Source organism: Bradyrhizobium sp. BR14999, from assembly GCF_056106085.1.
The window spans coordinates 4,762,357-4,779,382 of record NZ_CM148536.1 but is presented as its reverse complement, the minus strand read 5'-3'; the positions used below and the strand labels follow the sequence as shown (position 1 = coordinate 4,779,382).

The window sequence follows — 17,026 nt, the reverse complement described above, 5'->3', positions numbered from 1 at the left end:
TCCTTCGTGTCCCGGACAAGCGAAGCGCAGATCCGGGACCCAGAAAGCCACAAACGAGATCGCGGAGAAATGGGCCTCGGCTCTGCAACGCATCACGCCGCACTGGACGACGCTTCGCATCGCCGGGGCGCGCTGCATTGCGTCCGGGGCACGAGAGCACTGACGTGTCGAACTATCTGCTACGGCGGCCGTTCCCGCGCAGCCATCCAGGCGAGCGCGAGATATGCGGCGAGCATGAACGCTTCGACGCCGACCACGACGAGGCTGCCGCCGTAGATGCCGGGGAACATCAGCTCGATCACCGCCATCGACACCACGGTCGTCAACCACACCACCGCGCCCCAGGGCGTCGCCAGCCACAGACCAACCGCCGCGACGAGCTCGATCACGGCGAAGTAGACGGTCGCGGCCTGCCAGGCCATCGACTGGTTCTCGAACGCCTCGTCCTCGCCACCGACGAAACCCGTCACTTGCGCCCAGTGATAGAGACCCTTCAGGATCGAGAGCAGCGCCATCACCCGCAGGAACAACACGAGCCGGCGCGTCCACACATTGTCATCGGACTGGGAGCGCTCCGATGAGATCGCCGCCACCGACATCGCGCCATCCCTGGCGGTGTCTCTGGCATTGTCCCTGGCACTGTCGCGGGCCGCATCGCGGGTGGAGATCTCGGACATGGCCCCCTTCTGGCTGTTTCGCCCCGCAAAATCAATCGGCTGTCATCCCTTGCGGCAGGTCAAGCCGCGGTGACGGGAACCATGCGAGCTGGTATAAGAATAATTCCAGCCGGAGGAAGACTAATGGCGATCAAATACGGACGTCCGATCGAACTGCGCGAGGTTTCGCGCCGGGATGATGCCGGCGCCTCCCCTGCCCTCGATCTGACCGTCCGTCCGCGCCGCAACCGCAAGGCCGAGTGGGCTCGGCGCATGGTGCGCGAGAATGTCCTCACCACGGATGATCTGATCTGGCCGCTGTTCCTGATCGACGGCAGCAATAAGCGCGAGCAGGTCGCCTCGATGCCCGGCGTTGACCGCCTCAGCGTCGACCAGGCCGTGCGCGAAGTCGAGCGCGCCATGAAGCTCACCATCCCCTGCATCGCGCTGTTTCCCTATACCGACCCGTCCCTGCGCGACGAGGAAGGATCGGAAGCGACCAATCCGAACAATCTGGTCTGCCAGGCTGTGCGCGCGATCAAAAAGGAGTTTCCGGAGATCGGCATTCTCTGCGACGTCGCGCTCGATCCGTTCACCAGTCACGGTCACGACGGCCTGATCTCCGACGGCAAGATCTTGAACGACGAGACGGTCGCAGTGCTGGTGCGTCAGGCGCTGGTGCAGGCCGAGGCCGGCTGCGACATCATCGCGCCGTCCGACATGATGGACGGCCGCGTCGCCGCGATCCGCGAGGGGCTCGATCGCTCCGGCCTGCTCGACGTGCAGATCATGGCTTATGCCGCCAAATACGCCTCGGCCTTCTACGGCCCGTTCCGCGACGCCATCGGCTCGGCCAAGACGCTCACCGGCGACAAGCGCACCTACCAGATGGACAGCGCCAATACCGATGAAGCACTGCGCGAAGTCGAGCTCGACATCGCCGAAGGCGCCGACATGGTGATGGTGAAGCCGGGCATGCCCTATCTCGACGTGGTCCGCCGCGTGAAGGATACCTTCGCGATGCCGACCTTCGCCTACCAAGTCTCCGGCGAATACGCGATGATCGCAGCCGCCGCCAATAACGGCTGGCTCGACGGCGACCGTGCCATGATGGAAAGCCTGCTCGCCTTCAAGCGCGCCGGCGCCGACGGTGTGCTGAGCTATTTCGCGCCGAAGGCGGCAGAGAAGCTGCGGAGCCAAGGATAAGGTGCCGTAGGGTGGGCAAAGTCACGTAGCGACGTGCTCACCATTCCGGCTTGTGATCGCGGAACGATGGTGGGCACGGCGCTAACGCGCCTTTGCCCACCCTGCCTCCCCATGGTCGTTTCGGCGAAGACCGGGCGCACCTGCCTCCTCGTCGTCCTGGCGAAAGCCAGGACCCATACCCACCAGCTTCCGTTTGACGAGGACTCGTAGTGGCATTTCGCCGCAATCCCTCCTGCCTGCGTTAATGGGTCCAGGACGACACTGCGATTGATAACTCGCCGCTCGCAACAGCCGCGGAATCGCCGGAATATTTTCGCTTGTTGATCCCAGCGCGCCCTTGGCATGCGGACGACCTGTTCCCATGTCCCGCCATGGGGGTTCGCTGGGAGAAACGGACATGTCGGACTCGGGCAATTCAGGCGCCTGGCGCAACGACGGCGGGATGCAGCCGCACGCCTACGACCCCTATCTGCATCCGGAACTGTTCCGCGGCGTTGCAACGCGGCGGGTGTTCGCCTTCCTGATCGACATGGTCGTGATCTCGGTGCCGGTGATCCTCGGCTACATCTTCATCGCCCTGTTCGGCGTGGTGACGCTCGGCATCGGCTGGGCGCTGTTCTGGATCGCCTGGCCGGCCTCGGTGGTCTGGGCCATCGTGTATTACGGTGCCAGCATCGGCGGCCCTTCCTCCGCAACAGTGGGCATGCGCGTGATGGATCTGGAACTGCGCACCTGGTACGGCGCGCCCGGTTACTTCGTCCTCGGCGCCACCCATGCCGTGCTGTTCTGGGTGACGATCTCGTTCCTGTCACCCTTCGTGGTGCTGGTCGGCCTGTTCAACGGCCGCCGTCGCCTGTTGCACGATTTCGTGCTGGGAACGGTCGTGATCAACAATTCGGTTCGCGTACCCGCGCCCCAGGCCGCAAGGATGTACTGATCAACGACCTGTCAACCCGGACCTTCTAGACTGACTGATCTGCCGAGCAGGCCAATTGACCGGGAGCGTCCGTAGCGCGATGCTGAGATACAGTTCGGAGGCCCACGACGTCCCTTGACCCAGCACTCGCGCGATACCCCTCAATTTTACCTCACGGCGCCTTCCCCGTGCCCCTATCTGCCGGGCCGACATGAGCGCAAGGTGTTTACGCACCTCGTAGGTGAGCGCGCCGGTGACCTCAACGACCTCCTGACCCATGGCGGCTTCCGCCGCAGCCAGTCGATTGCCTACCGGCCGGCCTGCGATCAGTGCCGCGCTTGCGTCTCGGTCCGGGTCATCGCCAACGAGTTCCGGCCCTCCCGCAACTTCCGAAAAGTGCTGGCGCGCAACGCCGACATCATCGGCGAGCAGCGCAGCGCGGTGCCCACCTCCGAGCAATATTCGGTGTTCCGCGCCTATCTCGACGCCCGCCACCGCCACGGCGGCATGGCCGACATGACCGTGCTCGACTACGCCATGATGGTCGAGGACAGCCATGTCGAGACCCGCATCATCGAGTACCGCAAGCGCGGCCCGGACAGCGGCCTCACCGGCCGCGGCGAAGAGCTGATCGCCGTGGCGCTGACCGATGTGCTCAGCGATGGCCTGTCGATGGTCTATTCGTTCTTCGAGCCGAGCCAGGTCAGCCGCTCGATGGGCACCTTCATGATTCTCGACCACATCGCTCGCGCGCGGCGTCAGGGCCTGCCTTACGTCTATCTCGGCTACTGGATCGAGGGCTCCAAGAAGATGGACTACAAGGCCCGCTTCCTGCCGCAGCAGCGCCTCGCGCCCTCAGGCTGGCTGCGCATCGACGCGCACGGGGATACAGCGTCCGAGCCGCAGGATTAACTCACTGTCATGCCCCGGCTTGACCGGGGGCATCCAGCACGCCGCGGCTTCTCAACTCAATCACAACGGTCTCTGGAATACTGGATCGCCCGGTTTAAACCGGGCGATGACAGAAAACATTGCGGCTACATCACCCAAACAGCGTATCCGCCAGCAGCTTCACGTTCAAAACCACGATCACGCCCGCGACGATCCATGCGACGGCGGCGACCGAGACCGGGATCGCGAACTGCCCCATCTTGCGGCGGTCGGAGACGAAGCGGACCAGCGGGATGACGGCGAAGGGCAGCTGCATCGACAGCACGACCTGGCTGAACACCAGCAAATCGGCCGTGCCGCGCTCGCCATAGATCGCGGTGACGATGATCACGGGAATGATGGCGATGCCGCGCGTGAGCAGGCGGCGCGCCCAGCTCGGCAGACGCAGGTCGAGAAAGCCCTCCATCACGATCTGGCCGGCGAGCGTCGCCGTGACCGTCGAGTTGAGGCCGGAGGCCAGCAGCGCCACTGCGAACAGCGTCGAGGCGATGCCGAGGCCGAGCAGCGGCGACAAGAGCTCGAAGGCCTGCCCGATCTCGGCGACATCGGAATGGCCGCTCTTGTGGAATGTCGCAGCTGCCACGACGAGGATCGCGGCGTTGATGAACAGCGCCAGCATCAGGGCGATGGTCGAGTCCGTCGTCGCCCATTTGATCGCCTCGCGCCGGCCGGTGTCGTTGCGCTCATAGGCGCGCGTCTGCACGATCGAGGAATGCAGGTAGAGATTATGCGGCATCACGGTCGCACCGATGATGCCGATCGCGATGTAGAGCATCTCGGAATTGGTGAAGATCTCGGTCTTCGGCACAAAGCCGTGCAGCACCTCCGCGACCGGCGGAGCCGCAGCCGCGATCTGGACCACGAAGCAGACCGCGATCACCACCAGCAGCGCGATGACGAAGGCTTCGAGGAAGCGGAAGCCGCGGTTCATCAGAAGCAGCAGCAGGAAGGCGTCCAGCGCTGCGAGCAGCGCGCCGCCGATCAGCGGAATGCCAAACAGGAGCTTCAGCGCGATCGCGGTGCCGATGACCTCGGCGAGATCGCAGGCGATGATCGCCGCCTCGCAGGCGAGCCAGAGCAGGAAGTTCACCGCCGGCGAATAGGTGGCGCGGCACGCCTGCGCGAGGTCGCGGTCGGTGACGATGCCGAGCCGCGCCGCCAGCGACTGCAGCAGGATCGCCATCAAATTCGAGAGCAGGATGACCGAGAGCAGCGTGTAACCGAACTTCGATCCGCCGGCGAGGTCGGTCGCCCAATTGCCGGGATCCATGTACCCGACCGAGACGAGGTAGCCCGGACCGACGAAGGCAAGCAGCCGCCGCCACCAGCGGCCGGCGGCCGGAATGGCGACGGTGGAATTGACCTCGGCGAGGCTCTTGGTGATCGGCGCGTCGGCACGCCAGCCGGCTGCGTCGGGGGTCAGGTGGGGTGATCGGGCATCCATGCTGGCAGAATACCCGACTTGGTTCTTATTGCAACTCATTTGCAACTGCATCTAGCCGCACCGGTTCCTGGCGTGGCCGTGGCAATCTCGCCTCTTGTCGGGAAGCGGGTGGGTTCGGTGGTCCTCACGGGCGAACATTGGCGCAAATTCGCCTCTGCAGGATATGAGCCATGTCAACGCCTCCTCGCCTCCCTGACACCTTCAACCGCCTCGCCTGGTCGAACCTTGCGGCGCAATCGGCCGAGCAGATCGCACTGGCCGCAGCGCCCATCGTCGCCGTGCTGACGTTGGGGGTCGCTGAGGGGCGGACCGGCCTGCTACAGACCGCCCTCACCCTGCCCTTCGTCCTGTTCGCCATTCCCGCCGGCGTGCTCGCCGACCGCATCTCCCGCCGCTGGCTGATGGCGGGAGCCGAGGCGTTGCGGGCCGCCGCACTCGCAGCCATCGTGCTGTTGCTGGCGCTGGGCGCGCTCAATTTGCCGCTGCTGGCGTTGCTCGGCTTCGCTGCGGTGTGCGGCACTGTCGTCTACAGCGTGGCCGCGCCGGCGCTGGTGCCGTCGCTGGTGAGCTCGGACCTGTTGCCGGCGGCGAATGCGCGGATCGAGCTCGCGCGCACCATCGCCTTTGCGAGCGGCCCTGCGCTCGGCGGCGCGCTGGTGGGCTGGTGGGGCGCGAGCCCAGCCTTCGGCTTTGCCGCGGCACTCTCGGCCGTCGCGGTGGTGCTGCTCGCCGGCATCTACGAGCCTGCCCGCGCGCCAGCGCCGCAGCGCCACCCGTTCCAGGACATCCGCGAAGGCGCGGCCTTCGTGTTTCACCATCCGCTGCTGCGGCCGGTGTTCATCACCCAGTTCATCTTCAACACCGGATGGTTCGTGCAGATCGCGGTGTTCGTGCCCTATGCCGTGCGCCATCTCGGCCTGACCGCCGCCGGCGTTGGCACCGTGCTGACGATGTACGGCGTCGGCATGGTGATCGGCGCGCTGGTCGCGACGCGCGTGATGCAGCGCGTCGCGTTCGGCACCGTGGTCGGGCTCGGGCCCGTCACCGGCTTCGTCGCCGCACTCGTGATGGCACTGACGGTGCTGGTCCCCTCGCCCTGGCTTGCGGCCTTGAGCTTCTTCCTGCTGGGCGTCGGGCCGATCCTGTGGGTGATCTCGACCACGACACTGCGCCAGTCGGTGACACCGCCGCGCCTGCTGGGACGCGTCTCCGCCATCAACATCATGAGCTATGGCGCCCGCCCGCTCGGCTCGGCGCTGGGTGCAATCGTCGGCGGCATCTGGAGCGCGGAAGCCTGCCTCTATCTCGCCGCCGCCGTGTTCGGCGTGCAGGCGCTGGTGATCCTGCTGTCACCGGCGGTGGCACTGGACCGGCAGCCGGACATGGTGGGCGATGAGGCGCCGGCGCGGTGTTAGCTGATTGAGAGCATAGCGCAGCAACAATCTCCGTCGTCCCGGCGAAGGCCGGGACCCATAACCACAGAGAGTAGTTTGGCGAAGACTCGTGGTTACTAGCTCGTGCCGCAACTTCTCCCTGGGGGTATGGGTCCCGGCCTTCGCCGGGACGACATCGAAGATCAACCCGCCAGATACCGCTCGTAGCTTCCCGTCACGGGCTCGCTGGCATCGACGTCTGGATCGAGCGTGTAGAGATCCTGCGCGCGGCCGATGCCGCGCAGGGCGTAGCGGCCGGTGGAGACGAGATAGCGGCGCCCAGTGGCGTCGAGACCCTTGTAAAACTCCGACGACGCCAGCAGTTCGCGATCGACCGAGCGGCTCATCGAGGCGATGCGGCTGACCTCGTTGACGGTCGGGCCGACCACGGTGAAATCGAGCCGGTCCTCGCTGCCGATATTGCCGTAGAAGACCTCGCCGACATGCAGGCCGATATAGGCCGACGTGGTGGGACGGCCGTCGGCCGCGCGGCGCTTGTTCAAGTCAGTGATGTTCTTGCGAAACAGATGCTCGGCGCGCAGCGCGGCCCGACGCGCATCCGCCATATCCTCGCCCCAGAACATCGCGAGCACACCGTCGCCGATCAGCTTGAGGACGTCACCGCCAGCATCGTGGATGGCGTCGATCACGGCCTGCGCATAGTCGTTGAGGAACGGAATGATCTCGTCGGGACCGATGCTCTCGCTGATCCCGGTCGAGCCGCGCAGGTCCGAATACCAGAGCACGGCGTTGATGCGCTCGGTAACGCCGCGCGAGATGCGCCCGCGGAGCACTTGCTCGGAAGCGTCGCGGCCGAGATAGACGCGGCCGAGCGTGCGCACGATGTCGACCTGCTGCGCCGACTTGATCGCGAGACCAAGAACGGGGACGAGGTCGCGCAGCGCGACCAGCTCGGATTCCGTAAAGCCGTGCTCGCGCCGCGTCGTCCAGTAGGAGTAGAGACAGTCCATCTGTCCGAGCGCGCCGGTCTCGCCGAATCGATGCACGAAAGCAAGAAAATGCCGATGGCCCTTTTCGGCGAGATCGCCGATCTGCGAGAAATCGAGCGACGGGGCATCGGCAAGATCGATCACCATCTCGTCGTGCCCGTGCTCGAGCAGATGATAGAACACCGACCGACGCCAGTTCTTGGCGGCGTCGCCCTCCGCGGTCGAACCGTATTCGATGACGTCGCTCTCGTTGGTTGGCGTATCGCTCCAGCGAAACGCGCGGCCCTCGTAGATCGGATGCAGCGTGTCGATGACCACGAGCCCGCGCGACAGGTCGAGCCCTTCGGCGCAGCAGCGCTCGCAGAAACCGCGGAGCAGCTCGGGTTCAGGGAGGCCCGTTAGCCCCTGGCCGGCGACCCAGTTCATCAGTGAAAGGCGCGAAGTTACTTGCATATGCCATTATGACGCGCATTCGTGACGAGCGAAAGGCGCGAGGGCCGACGTGACGCCAGGCTCCCGTCCCTTGCAGGTCGAATATGCCGCCGCCGCGGTTGACGCTTCCGCCGCGCGGGCTGCAAATGCCGGCGATGATGACTTTGTCGGCCAGAATCGGAAGCACGCGCGAATGACCCGGCGCCAGCTTCCGATCATCCTGGCGCTCGGCACCACGCAGACCCTGGCCTGGGCTTCCAGCTATTATCTGCCGGCGCTGCTCGCCGATCCCATGGCGCACGACCTCGGCGTCTCTTCCAACTGGATCTTTGGCGCGTTCTCGGCTTCGCTCGTGATCGCGGCGATGCTCGGCCCGCGCATCGGGCGGCAGATCGATCTCGTCGGCGGACGGCAGGTGCTGTCAGCCTCGAACCTGACCATCGCCGCCGGCCTCGTCCTGCTCGGCCTCTCGCAGTCGGTGGCGGTGATGGGGATCGCCTGGCTCGTGCTCGGCATCGGCATGGCGATGGGCCTCTATGACGCCGCCTTCGCCGCGCTCGGCCGCATCTATGGCACCGAGGCGCGCAGGCCCATCACCGGCATCACGCTGATGGCGGGCTTCGCCTCCACGGTCGGCTGGCCGCTCACCGCCTGGGGGCTGTCCCATATCGGCTGGCGCGAGACCTGCTTTGCCTGGGCCGCCGCCAACATCCTGATCGGCCTGCCTCTCAACTTCTTCATGCTTCCGGCGATCAAGGGCGCCAGGCAGGCCGCAGCGACCGCCGAGAAGCCGCACCTGCCGCTCGACCGCACCATGATCCTGCTCGCCTTCATCTTCGCCGCGGTCTGGACCGTCACCGGCGCGATGGCCGCGCATTTCCCGCGCATCCTGGAGACGACGGGCGCAACGCCGGTCGAGGCCATCGCGGCCGGCGCGCTGATCGGCCCGGCCCAGGTCGGCGCACGTATCCTCGAAGCCGGCGTCCTCAGCCGTTTCCATCCGCTGTGGTCGACGCGGCTCGCCTGCCTCACCCATCCGATCGGCGCTGTGATCGTCGCAATCTTCGGCGGCGCTGCGGCGAGCGCGTTTGCGCTGTTCCACGGCTCGGGCAATGGCATCCTGACGATCGCGCGCGGCACGCTGCCGCTCGCGATCTTCGGGCCGAAGGACTTTGGCTACCGTCTCGGCATCATCGGCGCGCCGGCGCGAATGGCGCAGGCGGTGGCGCCGCTCGCCTTCGGTCTGCTGATCGACGTCATGGGCGCCAAGGTGCTGATCGTCTCATCCGCGCTCAGCCTCTCGGCGTTGGCGGCCCTGTTCCTGATCCGCCCGGAGCGCCGCCCGGATTGACCGCGCCACAACTTCTCGCGCAAGCAGCGATGACCGAAGACACCAGATCCGGATCTCAGTCGTAAAACTCCGGCGCCATCTTCTGGCTGTCGCGCTGGGCCTTGTCGTGGTTGATCCAGAGCTGGGCTTTTTCCTTGGCGAGCGTGTCGGCGATCTTCTGCATCGAGGCCGCGGTCTGGTCCTTGCTGACGTTCATGCTGGGCACGCGGCGGTTGTCCCAATTGTCTTTGAAGTGCACGGCATCGCCCGACAGGATCACCGCGCCGGTCTTCGGCAATTTCACCAGCAGCGACTGGTGCCCCGGCGTGTGGCCGGGCGTCGACAGGATCGTCATGCTGCCGTCGCCGAACACGTCCTTGTCGCCTGCCAGCAGTTCGACCGGATGTGACGGCTTGAAGCGCGGCTCGTTATTGGCGGCGGGCCAATCATATTCGGCCTTCTGCACATAGAGCGTGGCCTGCGGGAACAGCTCGACATTGCCGGTGTGATCGGGATGCGTGTGCGAAACCGCCATCGCCTTGATGTCGGCGGGCTTGACGCCGAGCTGCTCGAGCTGCGCGGCAAGCGTCTTCGGCCGGCGCCAGGTGACGGCTTTGGGATCGGCGGGCACGAGACCATTCGGCATCGCGGCGACGGAATCGGCAATGCCGGTGTCCCACAGGAACCAGCCCTTGGCGTGCTTGATGAGATAGCAGGTGTCGACGAAGTCCATCGTCTTGCCTTCGTTCAGGCCGGGCGTCCAGCGCGAGATGTCGCCCGCGGTGCCCTCCCCGCAATTCAGCACGTAGAGCCTTTCGACGCCGGTCTTTTCCGATTGTGCCAGCGCTGAAGGGCTGGACAGAGCGAGTGCAGCAATGGCGAGCGCGAACTTCATCCTGGGCATCATTGTTGTTCCTCCCGTACAGCCATGCAGGCCACGACCGAGGATCAACCCCGGCCCGTTCGCGGAATTCCCGTAAAACACGTCAATGCGGGCAGGTCTCGACCTCGACCGTGACGTGGCTGAGGCCCTTCAGCCCGGCCAGTCGCCGTTTGTAGACGGCCGGCTGCTTCGGCTGGTCCGACACCACCGAGAGCAGCACGGCACAATGGCCGGGGCCGACCTGCCAGAGATGCAGATCGGTGACGCGGTCGTCGCCGATCTCCATGCGCGCCCGGATCACCCGCTCCAGCTTCTCGTCGGCGCGCACGTCGAGCAGCACCGCACCTGATGACTTGATCAGGCCGAACGCCCAGCTCGCGATCACAGCGCTGCCGATCAGGCCGACGGCTGGATCGGCCCAGACCCAGCCTGAATACATCGCGACGACGAGTGCTGCGATCGCCAGCACCGAGGTCGCCGCGTCCGCCATGACATGCACATAGGCAGCACGAAGATTGTTGTCGTGATGATGATGGTGGTGATGGCCATGATGATCGTGGTCGTGGCCATGATCGTCGTGATCATCATGCACGTGGCCATGGCCGTGATCATGGCCATGATGGTGGTGATCGTGGCTGCCGCGCAAAAGCCACGCGCTGGCGAGGTTGACGCACAGGCCGAGCGCAGCGACCGCGATCGCCTCGCCAAAGACGATCGGCACCGGCGCGATCAGCCGCAGCACGCTCTCATAGGCGATCTCGACCGCGATCAGACCCAGGATGATCGCGCTGGAGAAGGCGGCGAGATCGCCGAACTTACCGGTGCCGAAGGTGAAATGCGCATTTCCCAGGTGCCGGCGCGCGAAGCGGTACGCGAACGCCGCAATGCCGAGCGCGGCCGCATGCGTTCCCATGTGCCAGCCGTCGGCGAGCAGCGCCATGGAACCGAACAGCGAGCCGGCGACGATCTCACCGACCATCATGACCAGCGTCAGGACGACCACGAGCCAGGTGCGCCGCTCGTTCTCCTCGTGCTTGTCGCCGAGGAAGGCGTGATCGTGGGTCCATTGCTCGATGGAGTGCGAGTGCATCGAATTCTCCAGAAAATTCAGGTCTGTCGGCGCGCAGTATAGACCGCCGGGGTCCGATTTTCTAAGGCCCAATCGTCCAGTGGATTGACAGTCCTGCTTAGTTTCGCTGTAATCCGCGCCATGGGGATTTGAGCGATCTCCCCACGAGGCGACATGCCCAAGTATCGCGTCCCGTTCGGTTTTTGCGAGGACGCATCATGTCTACTTTCACGACCATATCATCCGACAAATTGGCGCGCCTGATTGGCACGGCCAATGCCCCTGTACTCATCGACGTCAGGACCGAGGAGGATTTTGCCGCTGATCAGCGGCTGATCCCCGGCTCGATCAAGCTCAGCCACGACAAGGTCCAGGACTGGGGCCGCGACTTCGCCGGCCGCCGGGCGATCGTCGCGTGCCTGCGCGGCGAAAAGCTCGCACAGGGCACGGCGGCCTGGCTGCGCCAGCTCGGCGTCCAGGCCGAGACGCTGGACGGCGGCTTCGAGGGCTGGAAGGCAGCCAAGCTGCCGCTGCTCGACACGCGCAAGCTGCCGCCGCGCGATGCGAGGGGGCGCACCGTCTGGGTCACGCGGGCGCGGCCGAAGATCGACCGCATTGCCTGCCCCTGGCTGATCCGCCGCTTTGTCGATCCCAACGCGGTGTTCCTGTATGTGACACCGTCCGAAGTGGTCGGCGTCGGCGAGCGGTTCAATGCAGCTCCCTTCGACATCGAGAACGTGTTCTGGAGCCACCGCGGCGAGCTCTGCACCTTCGACGTCATGATCGAGGAGTTCGGGATCGCCTCGCCAGCCCTGCTCCGGCTCGCGACGCTGGTGCGCGGCGCCGACACCGCGCGGCCTGATCTTGCGCCGGAGGCGCCGGGCCTGCTCGCGGCCTCGCTCGGACTGTCGCGCATGTATGACGACGACCTCGAACAGCTCGAGGCCGGCATGGTGCTCTACGACGCCTTCTACCGCTGGTGCCGCGATGCCACGGCCGAGACCCACAACTGGCCGACCAACAAGGTGAAGGCATAATGGATACCCGTAACCTTCAAGCAGGAGCTGGCGCCGGTCACGGCGTCAGCTTCAATGAGGCCTTTCGCGTCTGGCTCCGCGTCGCGTCCTTGAGCTTCGGTGGGCCCGCGGGCCAGATCGCGGTGATGCATCGTATCCTGGTCGAGGAGAAGAAGTGGATCTCCGAAGGCCGTTTCCTGCATGCGCTGAACTACTGCATGCTGCTGCCGGGACCGGAGGCGCAGCAGCTGGCGACCTATGTGGGCTGGCTGATGCATCGCACCGCCGGCGGGCTGATGGCGGGCGGGCTGTTCATCCTGCCCGGCATCATCGCCATCATGGGCCTCAGCTACGTCTACGCCGCCTACGGCAATGTCAGCTTCGTCGAGGCGCTGTTCTTCGGGCTGAAAGCCGCCGTGCTCGCCATCGTCGTCGAGGCTGTGGTGCGCGTCGGCAAGCGCGCGCTGAAGAACCGCATCATGATCGCGCTCGCGGCCGCGGCCTTCATCGCGATCTTCTTCCTCGCGGTGCCTTTCCCGATCATCATCATCGCTGCCGGCATCATCGGCTATGCCGGCGCCAGAAGTGGCCGTCCGGAATTCGCGCCGGCCGGTCACGGCCATGGCGGCAACAACGCTGCGATCGACAGCATGCTCGGCGAAGCCGTGCCCGAGCACGTTCGTCCCAACACCGGGCGCGCGATCCGTGTCGGTGCGTTGTGGCTTGCGCTCTGGCTCGTGCCAGTCGTGGCGCTGCTCGCGGCCTTCGGTCAGGACAACGTCTTCAGCCAGATCGCGCTCTTTTTCTCAAAAATGTCGCTGGTCACCTTCGGCGGCGCATATGCCGTGCTGGCCTATGTCGCGCAGCAGGCGGTCGAGCAATATCACTGGCTGAAGCCGCACGAGATGCTGGACGGCCTCGGCATGGCCGAGACCACCCCGGGCCCGCTGATCATGGTGCTCCAGTTCGTCGGCTTCATGGCGGCCTATCGCGACCCAAGCGGCCTGTCGCCGATGCTGGCGGCAACGTTCGGCGGACTGCTCGCGACCTGGGTCACCTTCACGCCCTGCTTCCTCTGGATCTTCGTCGGCGCGCCCTATATCGAGCGCCTGCGCGGCAATACGGGATTGGCAGGCGCACTCAGCGCGATCACCGCCGCGGTGGTCGGCGTGATCCTGAACCTCTCGATCTGGTTCGCGCTACACACGCTGTTCCGCGAGACCGTGCCGGTGCACGCGTCTTCATTCGACTTCGACAGGCCGGTGCTGACGAGCGTCGATATTCCGGCGCTGGTGCTGTCGATCGCGGCCGCCACCGCGATCTTCCGCTTCAAGCTCGGCATGCTCACGGTGCTTGCGGGCAGCAGCGCCGCCGGCGTGGCGCTGCGGCTGGCGGGGGTGATCTAGGGCATGGTTAGCAAGAGAAACGAATGTTTCGCGCCGAGCGATGCTCCCCATGACCACGCGCGGAAGTGTGGCTGGCTTCGCTAGGATCAGCCATCCAGTAGCGCTGCCATCCGTTGTCGATCGACGATGTTGGGGTCTTGCGGCAATTGACAGCCGTCTAACTCGGCCAGTTTTGCGGCTACATGCGGTCTAGCGATGACGTCCTGAGGCAGCGCAAGGCACATTGCGATTTCGATCATGCCACGGAGCACGTCTGCGTCTTGGGATGATGCCACCAGAAGCTTGGCCATGACTGGGTTGGGCGCGGGCATCGGCATGCCCTCTTCCAGAGCCGTCATTTCGGCGATCCGAACGCGGTCCGCGGCGATCTGATTTCGATAAAACGGACCGACTTGGCTTTCGGTGTCAGCGTCGTATTCCCGGGAGAAAGCTCCGGGATCGTCGATGTGTCGGCGCGCAACATTACGGAGCACCTGCGCGTGCAGAAGGCCGACGCTCAAGCCGCGTCCGGCGGACGGATTGGTGCACGCCCATGCATCACCTACAGCGGCGAATCCCGTGACGACCGGCCGACCATCGACGACAAACCGCCGGTATCGGTCGACAACTCCCGTCATCAGAAGGACGGGCGTTACTGGCTCGCCGTCGAGCCAATGGGCTTGCCGCGGACATGCGGAGACGACGCGATGGAATGTCGCCGTATCGCGCAAGGCTCGCATCGCCTTGTTCTTCGACGAGGTATACAAGGTGATCGACCAGGTGTCATTGTCCCCGTCCAGGGTAAGGATCGAAAACAAGCCCATCGACGTGAGTGCACGTCCCGTCCTGCGAGGCCGCTGTTGCCCCGAGAAATACCGCGTAAAATAAGCGAAGTTGCTATCTTCGCATTCCTCGATCGGGCTACGGGCACCCGCGCTGATGATCCAATCGCAGGCCGCGCTTCGTCGTCCCATGGCGTCGATTACCAGATCAGCGCGAATCTCTTCGCCAGATGTCGTGCGTACCCCTGCAACGTGCGGCACATCTCGGACGGCCGAAGCGCCCGTGATCAGTTCGCGAACCTTGGTGCCCCGACGAATGGTCACGTTAGGTGCCACTTGCGCCATTGCAGCCACGGCGCATTCAATAATGGGCCTCCGACCGGTGACGAAGCGTATGGCCTCGTCGCCCGGACGCGGCGTCCGATCCGTTATGGCTGGGGGAAGAGATCGACTGTCCAGATAGTCCACCCAAACGCAACCGGCTCGAAGCAGACCATCAGTCAACCCCGGCAATTCCTGATCGCTGATCATCCGAAATCGCGAACTGAGGTTATGAGGTTGCCTGAATTGGGCAACTCCCGGACGTTCCCACGAATTCCATCCCTCGGCGGGCGCTGCGGGTTGATCGGCCGGGTCAGCCTCTAGAACTGTGACTCGGTGGCCATCGCGACCAAGCATCATCGCTGTGCACAATCCAATCACGCCTCCGCCGCAAATCAGGATTTTGCTCATCCGTTCTCCCCCTAGAGTTCGGCCGACCGCAGAAGTCGCGCTGAATCGTCATCGTCTCCTCCCGGCGAAACGACGACGAGCCTCATATGCGCATGGTTCTTCAAGATATAGGTCGATGTAGCGAACGGGAGGTTCAAAGCCCTCCTCAGCCTGCCTTCGGAGCCAGATGTCACAGGTGACGCCCATAGGTCCGTGATGTCAGCGTGAGCAAATCTCGTCTGCTATGCCCCACCAAACGGACCTCAATGAGAACCGTCGCCACTTCGCTGATGGGTCAACAACAGACATGTACGCCGCCGGCCTACTTGCCCTCGTTCCATATGTCGGTGGCGAGCTTCCAGTCATTTCCGACCTTTTCCCAAACAACGACGTACTTCCCAGTCACTTCCTGCGGTGTCGCCCCTTTGGTCTTTAGAGCAAACGTGCCGATCTCGCGTGCCGCCAAAGGACCGAGCGCCTTCACATCAACAGTTGTGAGCTTCGGGTCGCCGACTTGTTCCGCCATGCTTTTCCACATGACTTCGATGGCTACTCGGCCCCGCACCATCGAAGAACCGGGCGGCAAAGCGATCGCATCAGCGCTATAAAGCGACGCAATGCCGGGGAAATCGCCCTTGTTGAAAAATTCGACAAATTTGCTGTTGATCGCTTCAATCTCGGGCTTCTGAGCCAAAGCCGGAGTCGACAGCGAGATCACGAATGCCATCACCAATACGATGTTGCGCATGATCGTCTCCAACTCAATGTACGATTCGAATGCAGCGCGGCTGTTGCTCCACAGAGCATGCAATGCCGCATCCCAGACCGTGTTTGACGAAACAGCAACTCCGGGGAACTACTGTAAGAAATATTGACGAAGTAAGTGCGGCGTGGAGTGCCCGTCCTCAAGGCAAAGCTCGTCACCACGCCCCCGTCGGCCGTTGCCCGTCCGGCAAAACAGCCGCGACACACCCACCATCCGCCTGTCAAGCCTCACCTTGCAAAATATTCCACTTTACCGAAATTCGGATTTGACGTACAAGCGAAACACCCTGACCTGAGACAAGGGGCGGATCGCGATCGTCACGAACCGCAGGCCGGGCAGCGATGGACGCGACGGCGTCGGGCGTAACAGGCACTGCAGGGCGGCTTCGGCTGTGAGCAATCGCTTCGCGCCGACGACACGACGCTGACAGCGTCTTCGCATGGCTTCGGGGGCGAGCACACGCCACCCCTCGGATTCCCAGCGAAGACGTGCGCGGACGGAGAAGTCGTGTGGTCCTGACGCCCGGGGTCTGTGCGTCAAGTCCTGCGGTGATGCCCGCGGCCCAACCGGGTCCGCACATCAGCCATCCGCAGGGCGACGGGGGCAATAGTGCATCGCTCCCCGGGGAGAGCACGAAGGACACCGTTAAAACCATTCGCGCAGGGAAGGCCGGGCGACCGGCATCACCTGTGGTCCACCCCGTGTGCATTTCTACAGCGCACGGACCTGCGGGTGCCAGCCGGCGCCCGGCCTTCCCTGCGCCCTCGTCTTTTTCGAGGGTGCACCTGGAGCAAAACTCGGGCGACATGCGCCGCGGGAATGCGAACGCTCGCGCGCTATTTGAAATGTGAATTGGAGAGCAATGGCCTCGCCGCTTGCTCCGTCATTGCGAGGAGCCCTTGCGACGAAGCAATCCAGAGTCTTTCCGCGGAAAGATCCTGGATTGCTTCGCTACGCTCGCAATGACGGTGTGGAGAAAGGTGCGCACAATACTCTCTCTTGCCCCGGACGCAGTGCAGCGCCCCCGGCGATGCGAAGCATCGTGCGGTGCGCTGCAGAGCCGGGGCCCATATCTCCGAGCAATCCGTGCAGCGTG

14 protein-coding genes are annotated in these 17,026 nt (G+C 64.5%); 7 read left to right on the top strand and 7 right to left on the bottom strand.

All coding sequences use genetic code 11. The annotated features are described in order from the left end of the window. Positions 1-179 precede the first annotated feature (179 nt). A complete protein-coding gene (locus ACR9YP_RS22195) occupies positions 180-677 on the bottom strand; it encodes a DUF6163 family protein (RefSeq protein ID WP_128933362.1) in 498 nt (165 codons plus the stop codon). A gap of 123 nt (positions 678-800) precedes the next feature. Here ACR9YP_RS22195 and hemB point away from each other — a divergent pair, with 123 nt between their 5' ends. The 3 genes from hemB to ACR9YP_RS22180 all read left to right on the top strand — a co-directional run bounded on the left by hemB (position 801) and on the right by ACR9YP_RS22180 (position 3,690). Continuing rightward, the gene (gene hemB, locus ACR9YP_RS22190; protein WP_370985910.1) at positions 801-1,862 is read left to right on the top strand and encodes a porphobilinogen synthase; all 1,062 of its coding nucleotides are present in this window, start codon (positions 801-803) and stop codon (positions 1,860-1,862) included. A 397-nt stretch (positions 1,863-2,259) separates the two neighbouring features. Beyond that, positions 2,260-2,799, top strand: coding sequence for an RDD family protein (locus tag ACR9YP_RS22185; RefSeq protein WP_438107803.1), 540 nt, complete (start codon positions 2,260-2,262; stop codon positions 2,797-2,799). A 114-nt stretch (positions 2,800-2,913) separates the two neighbouring features. Next, entirely contained in the window at positions 2,914-3,690 is a 777-nt protein-coding gene (locus ACR9YP_RS22180; protein ID WP_474217072.1) for an arginyltransferase, read from the top strand. A gap of 130 nt (positions 3,691-3,820) precedes the next feature. Here ACR9YP_RS22180 and ACR9YP_RS22175 read toward each other — a convergent pair whose 3' ends face one another. Continuing rightward, on the bottom strand, positions 3,821-5,173 hold the full coding sequence (locus tag ACR9YP_RS22175) for an Nramp family divalent metal transporter (RefSeq protein ID WP_474217071.1): 1,353 nt from the start codon (positions 5,171-5,173) through the stop codon (positions 3,821-3,823). Positions 5,174-5,343: 170 nt separating this feature from the next. On the opposite strand from ACR9YP_RS22175, the gene ACR9YP_RS22170 reads away from it, so the two are divergent. Then, positions 5,344-6,588 (top strand): MFS transporter, encoded by a 1,245-nt coding sequence (locus ACR9YP_RS22170; protein WP_474217070.1) that lies wholly within the window; start codon positions 5,344-5,346, stop codon positions 6,586-6,588. Positions 6,589-6,749: 161 nt separating this feature from the next. Here the strand turns inward: ACR9YP_RS22170 and ACR9YP_RS22165 are convergent, their stop codons facing one another. Then, the gene (locus ACR9YP_RS22165; RefSeq protein WP_474217069.1) at positions 6,750-8,009 is read right to left on the bottom strand and encodes an adenylate/guanylate cyclase domain-containing protein; all 1,260 of its coding nucleotides are present in this window, start codon (positions 8,007-8,009) and stop codon (positions 6,750-6,752) included. Between the two features lie 172 nt (positions 8,010-8,181). On the opposite strand from ACR9YP_RS22165, the gene ACR9YP_RS22160 reads away from it, so the two are divergent. Continuing rightward, complete coding sequence (locus ACR9YP_RS22160; protein WP_474221102.1) at positions 8,182-9,339, top strand: MFS transporter; 1,158 nt, start codon at positions 8,182-8,184, stop codon at positions 9,337-9,339. A 55-nt stretch (positions 9,340-9,394) separates the two neighbouring features. On the opposite strand, the gene ACR9YP_RS22155 is transcribed toward ACR9YP_RS22160, so the two are convergent. Together ACR9YP_RS22155 and dmeF are read right to left on the bottom strand one after the other, a co-directional pair. Then, a complete protein-coding gene (locus ACR9YP_RS22155) occupies positions 9,395-10,225 on the bottom strand; it encodes an N-acyl homoserine lactonase family protein (RefSeq protein ID WP_474217067.1) in 831 nt (276 codons plus the stop codon). A 79-nt stretch (positions 10,226-10,304) separates the two neighbouring features. Further along, a complete protein-coding gene (dmeF, locus tag ACR9YP_RS22150) occupies positions 10,305-11,291 on the bottom strand; it encodes a CDF family Co(II)/Ni(II) efflux transporter DmeF (protein WP_474217066.1) in 987 nt (328 codons plus the stop codon). Between the two features lie 197 nt (positions 11,292-11,488). Between dmeF and ACR9YP_RS22145 the strand changes: the two genes are divergently transcribed. Both ACR9YP_RS22145 and chrA read left to right on the top strand, forming a co-directional pair. Beyond that, on the top strand, positions 11,489-12,307 hold the full coding sequence (locus ACR9YP_RS22145) for a chromate resistance protein ChrB domain-containing protein (protein ID WP_438107798.1): 819 nt from the start codon (positions 11,489-11,491) through the stop codon (positions 12,305-12,307). Beyond that, entirely contained in the window at positions 12,307-13,692 is a 1,386-nt protein-coding gene (gene chrA / locus ACR9YP_RS22140) for a chromate efflux transporter (RefSeq protein WP_474217065.1), read from the top strand. Before ACR9YP_RS22145 ends, chrA begins: the two co-directional genes overlap by 1 nt. 86 nt (positions 13,693-13,778) lie before the next feature. On the opposite strand, the gene ACR9YP_RS22135 is transcribed toward chrA, so the two are convergent. Further along, entirely contained in the window at positions 13,779-15,185 is a 1,407-nt protein-coding gene (locus ACR9YP_RS22135; RefSeq protein WP_474217064.1) for an FAD-dependent oxidoreductase, read from the bottom strand. Between the two features lie 301 nt (positions 15,186-15,486). Next, positions 15,487-15,912: a YybH family protein gene (locus ACR9YP_RS22130; RefSeq protein WP_438107796.1), complete on the bottom strand. Its 426-nt coding sequence runs from the start codon at positions 15,910-15,912 to the stop codon at positions 15,487-15,489. Positions 15,913-17,026: the final 1,114 nt, after the last annotated feature.

What these genes read in the sequence shown, in the direction of transcription:
- ACR9YP_RS22175 (WP_474217071.1), bottom strand. Translation starts at nt 5,173, where the DNA reads ATGGATGCCCGATCACCCCACCTGACCCCCGACGCAGCCGGCTGGCGT.
- ACR9YP_RS22165 (WP_474217069.1), bottom strand. Translation starts at nt 8,009, where the DNA reads ATGCAAGTAACTTCGCGCCTTTCACTGATGAACTGGGTCGCCGGCCAG.
- ACR9YP_RS22155 (WP_474217067.1), bottom strand. Translation starts at nt 10,225, where the DNA reads ATGATGCCCAGGATGAAGTTCGCGCTCGCCATTGCTGCACTCGCTCTG.
- ACR9YP_RS22185 (WP_438107803.1), top strand. Translation starts at nt 2,260, where the DNA reads ATGTCGGACTCGGGCAATTCAGGCGCCTGGCGCAACGACGGCGGGATG.
- ACR9YP_RS22130 (WP_438107796.1), bottom strand. Translation starts at nt 15,912, where the DNA reads ATGCGCAACATCGTATTGGTGATGGCATTCGTGATCTCGCTGTCGACT.
- ACR9YP_RS22195 (WP_128933362.1), bottom strand. Translation starts at nt 677, where the DNA reads ATGTCCGAGATCTCCACCCGCGATGCGGCCCGCGACAGTGCCAGGGAC.
- ACR9YP_RS22135 (WP_474217064.1), bottom strand. Translation starts at nt 15,185, where the DNA reads ATGAGCAAAATCCTGATTTGCGGCGGAGGCGTGATTGGATTGTGCACA.
- chrA (WP_474217065.1), top strand. Translation starts at nt 12,307, where the DNA reads ATGGATACCCGTAACCTTCAAGCAGGAGCTGGCGCCGGTCACGGCGTC.
- hemB (WP_370985910.1), top strand. Translation starts at nt 801, where the DNA reads ATGGCGATCAAATACGGACGTCCGATCGAACTGCGCGAGGTTTCGCGC.
- ACR9YP_RS22160 (WP_474221102.1), top strand. Translation starts at nt 8,182, where the DNA reads ATGACCCGGCGCCAGCTTCCGATCATCCTGGCGCTCGGCACCACGCAG.
- ACR9YP_RS22170 (WP_474217070.1), top strand. Translation starts at nt 5,344, where the DNA reads ATGTCAACGCCTCCTCGCCTCCCTGACACCTTCAACCGCCTCGCCTGG.
- dmeF (WP_474217066.1), bottom strand. Translation starts at nt 11,291, where the DNA reads ATGCACTCGCACTCCATCGAGCAATGGACCCACGATCACGCCTTCCTC.
- ACR9YP_RS22145 (WP_438107798.1), top strand. Translation starts at nt 11,489, where the DNA reads ATGTCTACTTTCACGACCATATCATCCGACAAATTGGCGCGCCTGATT.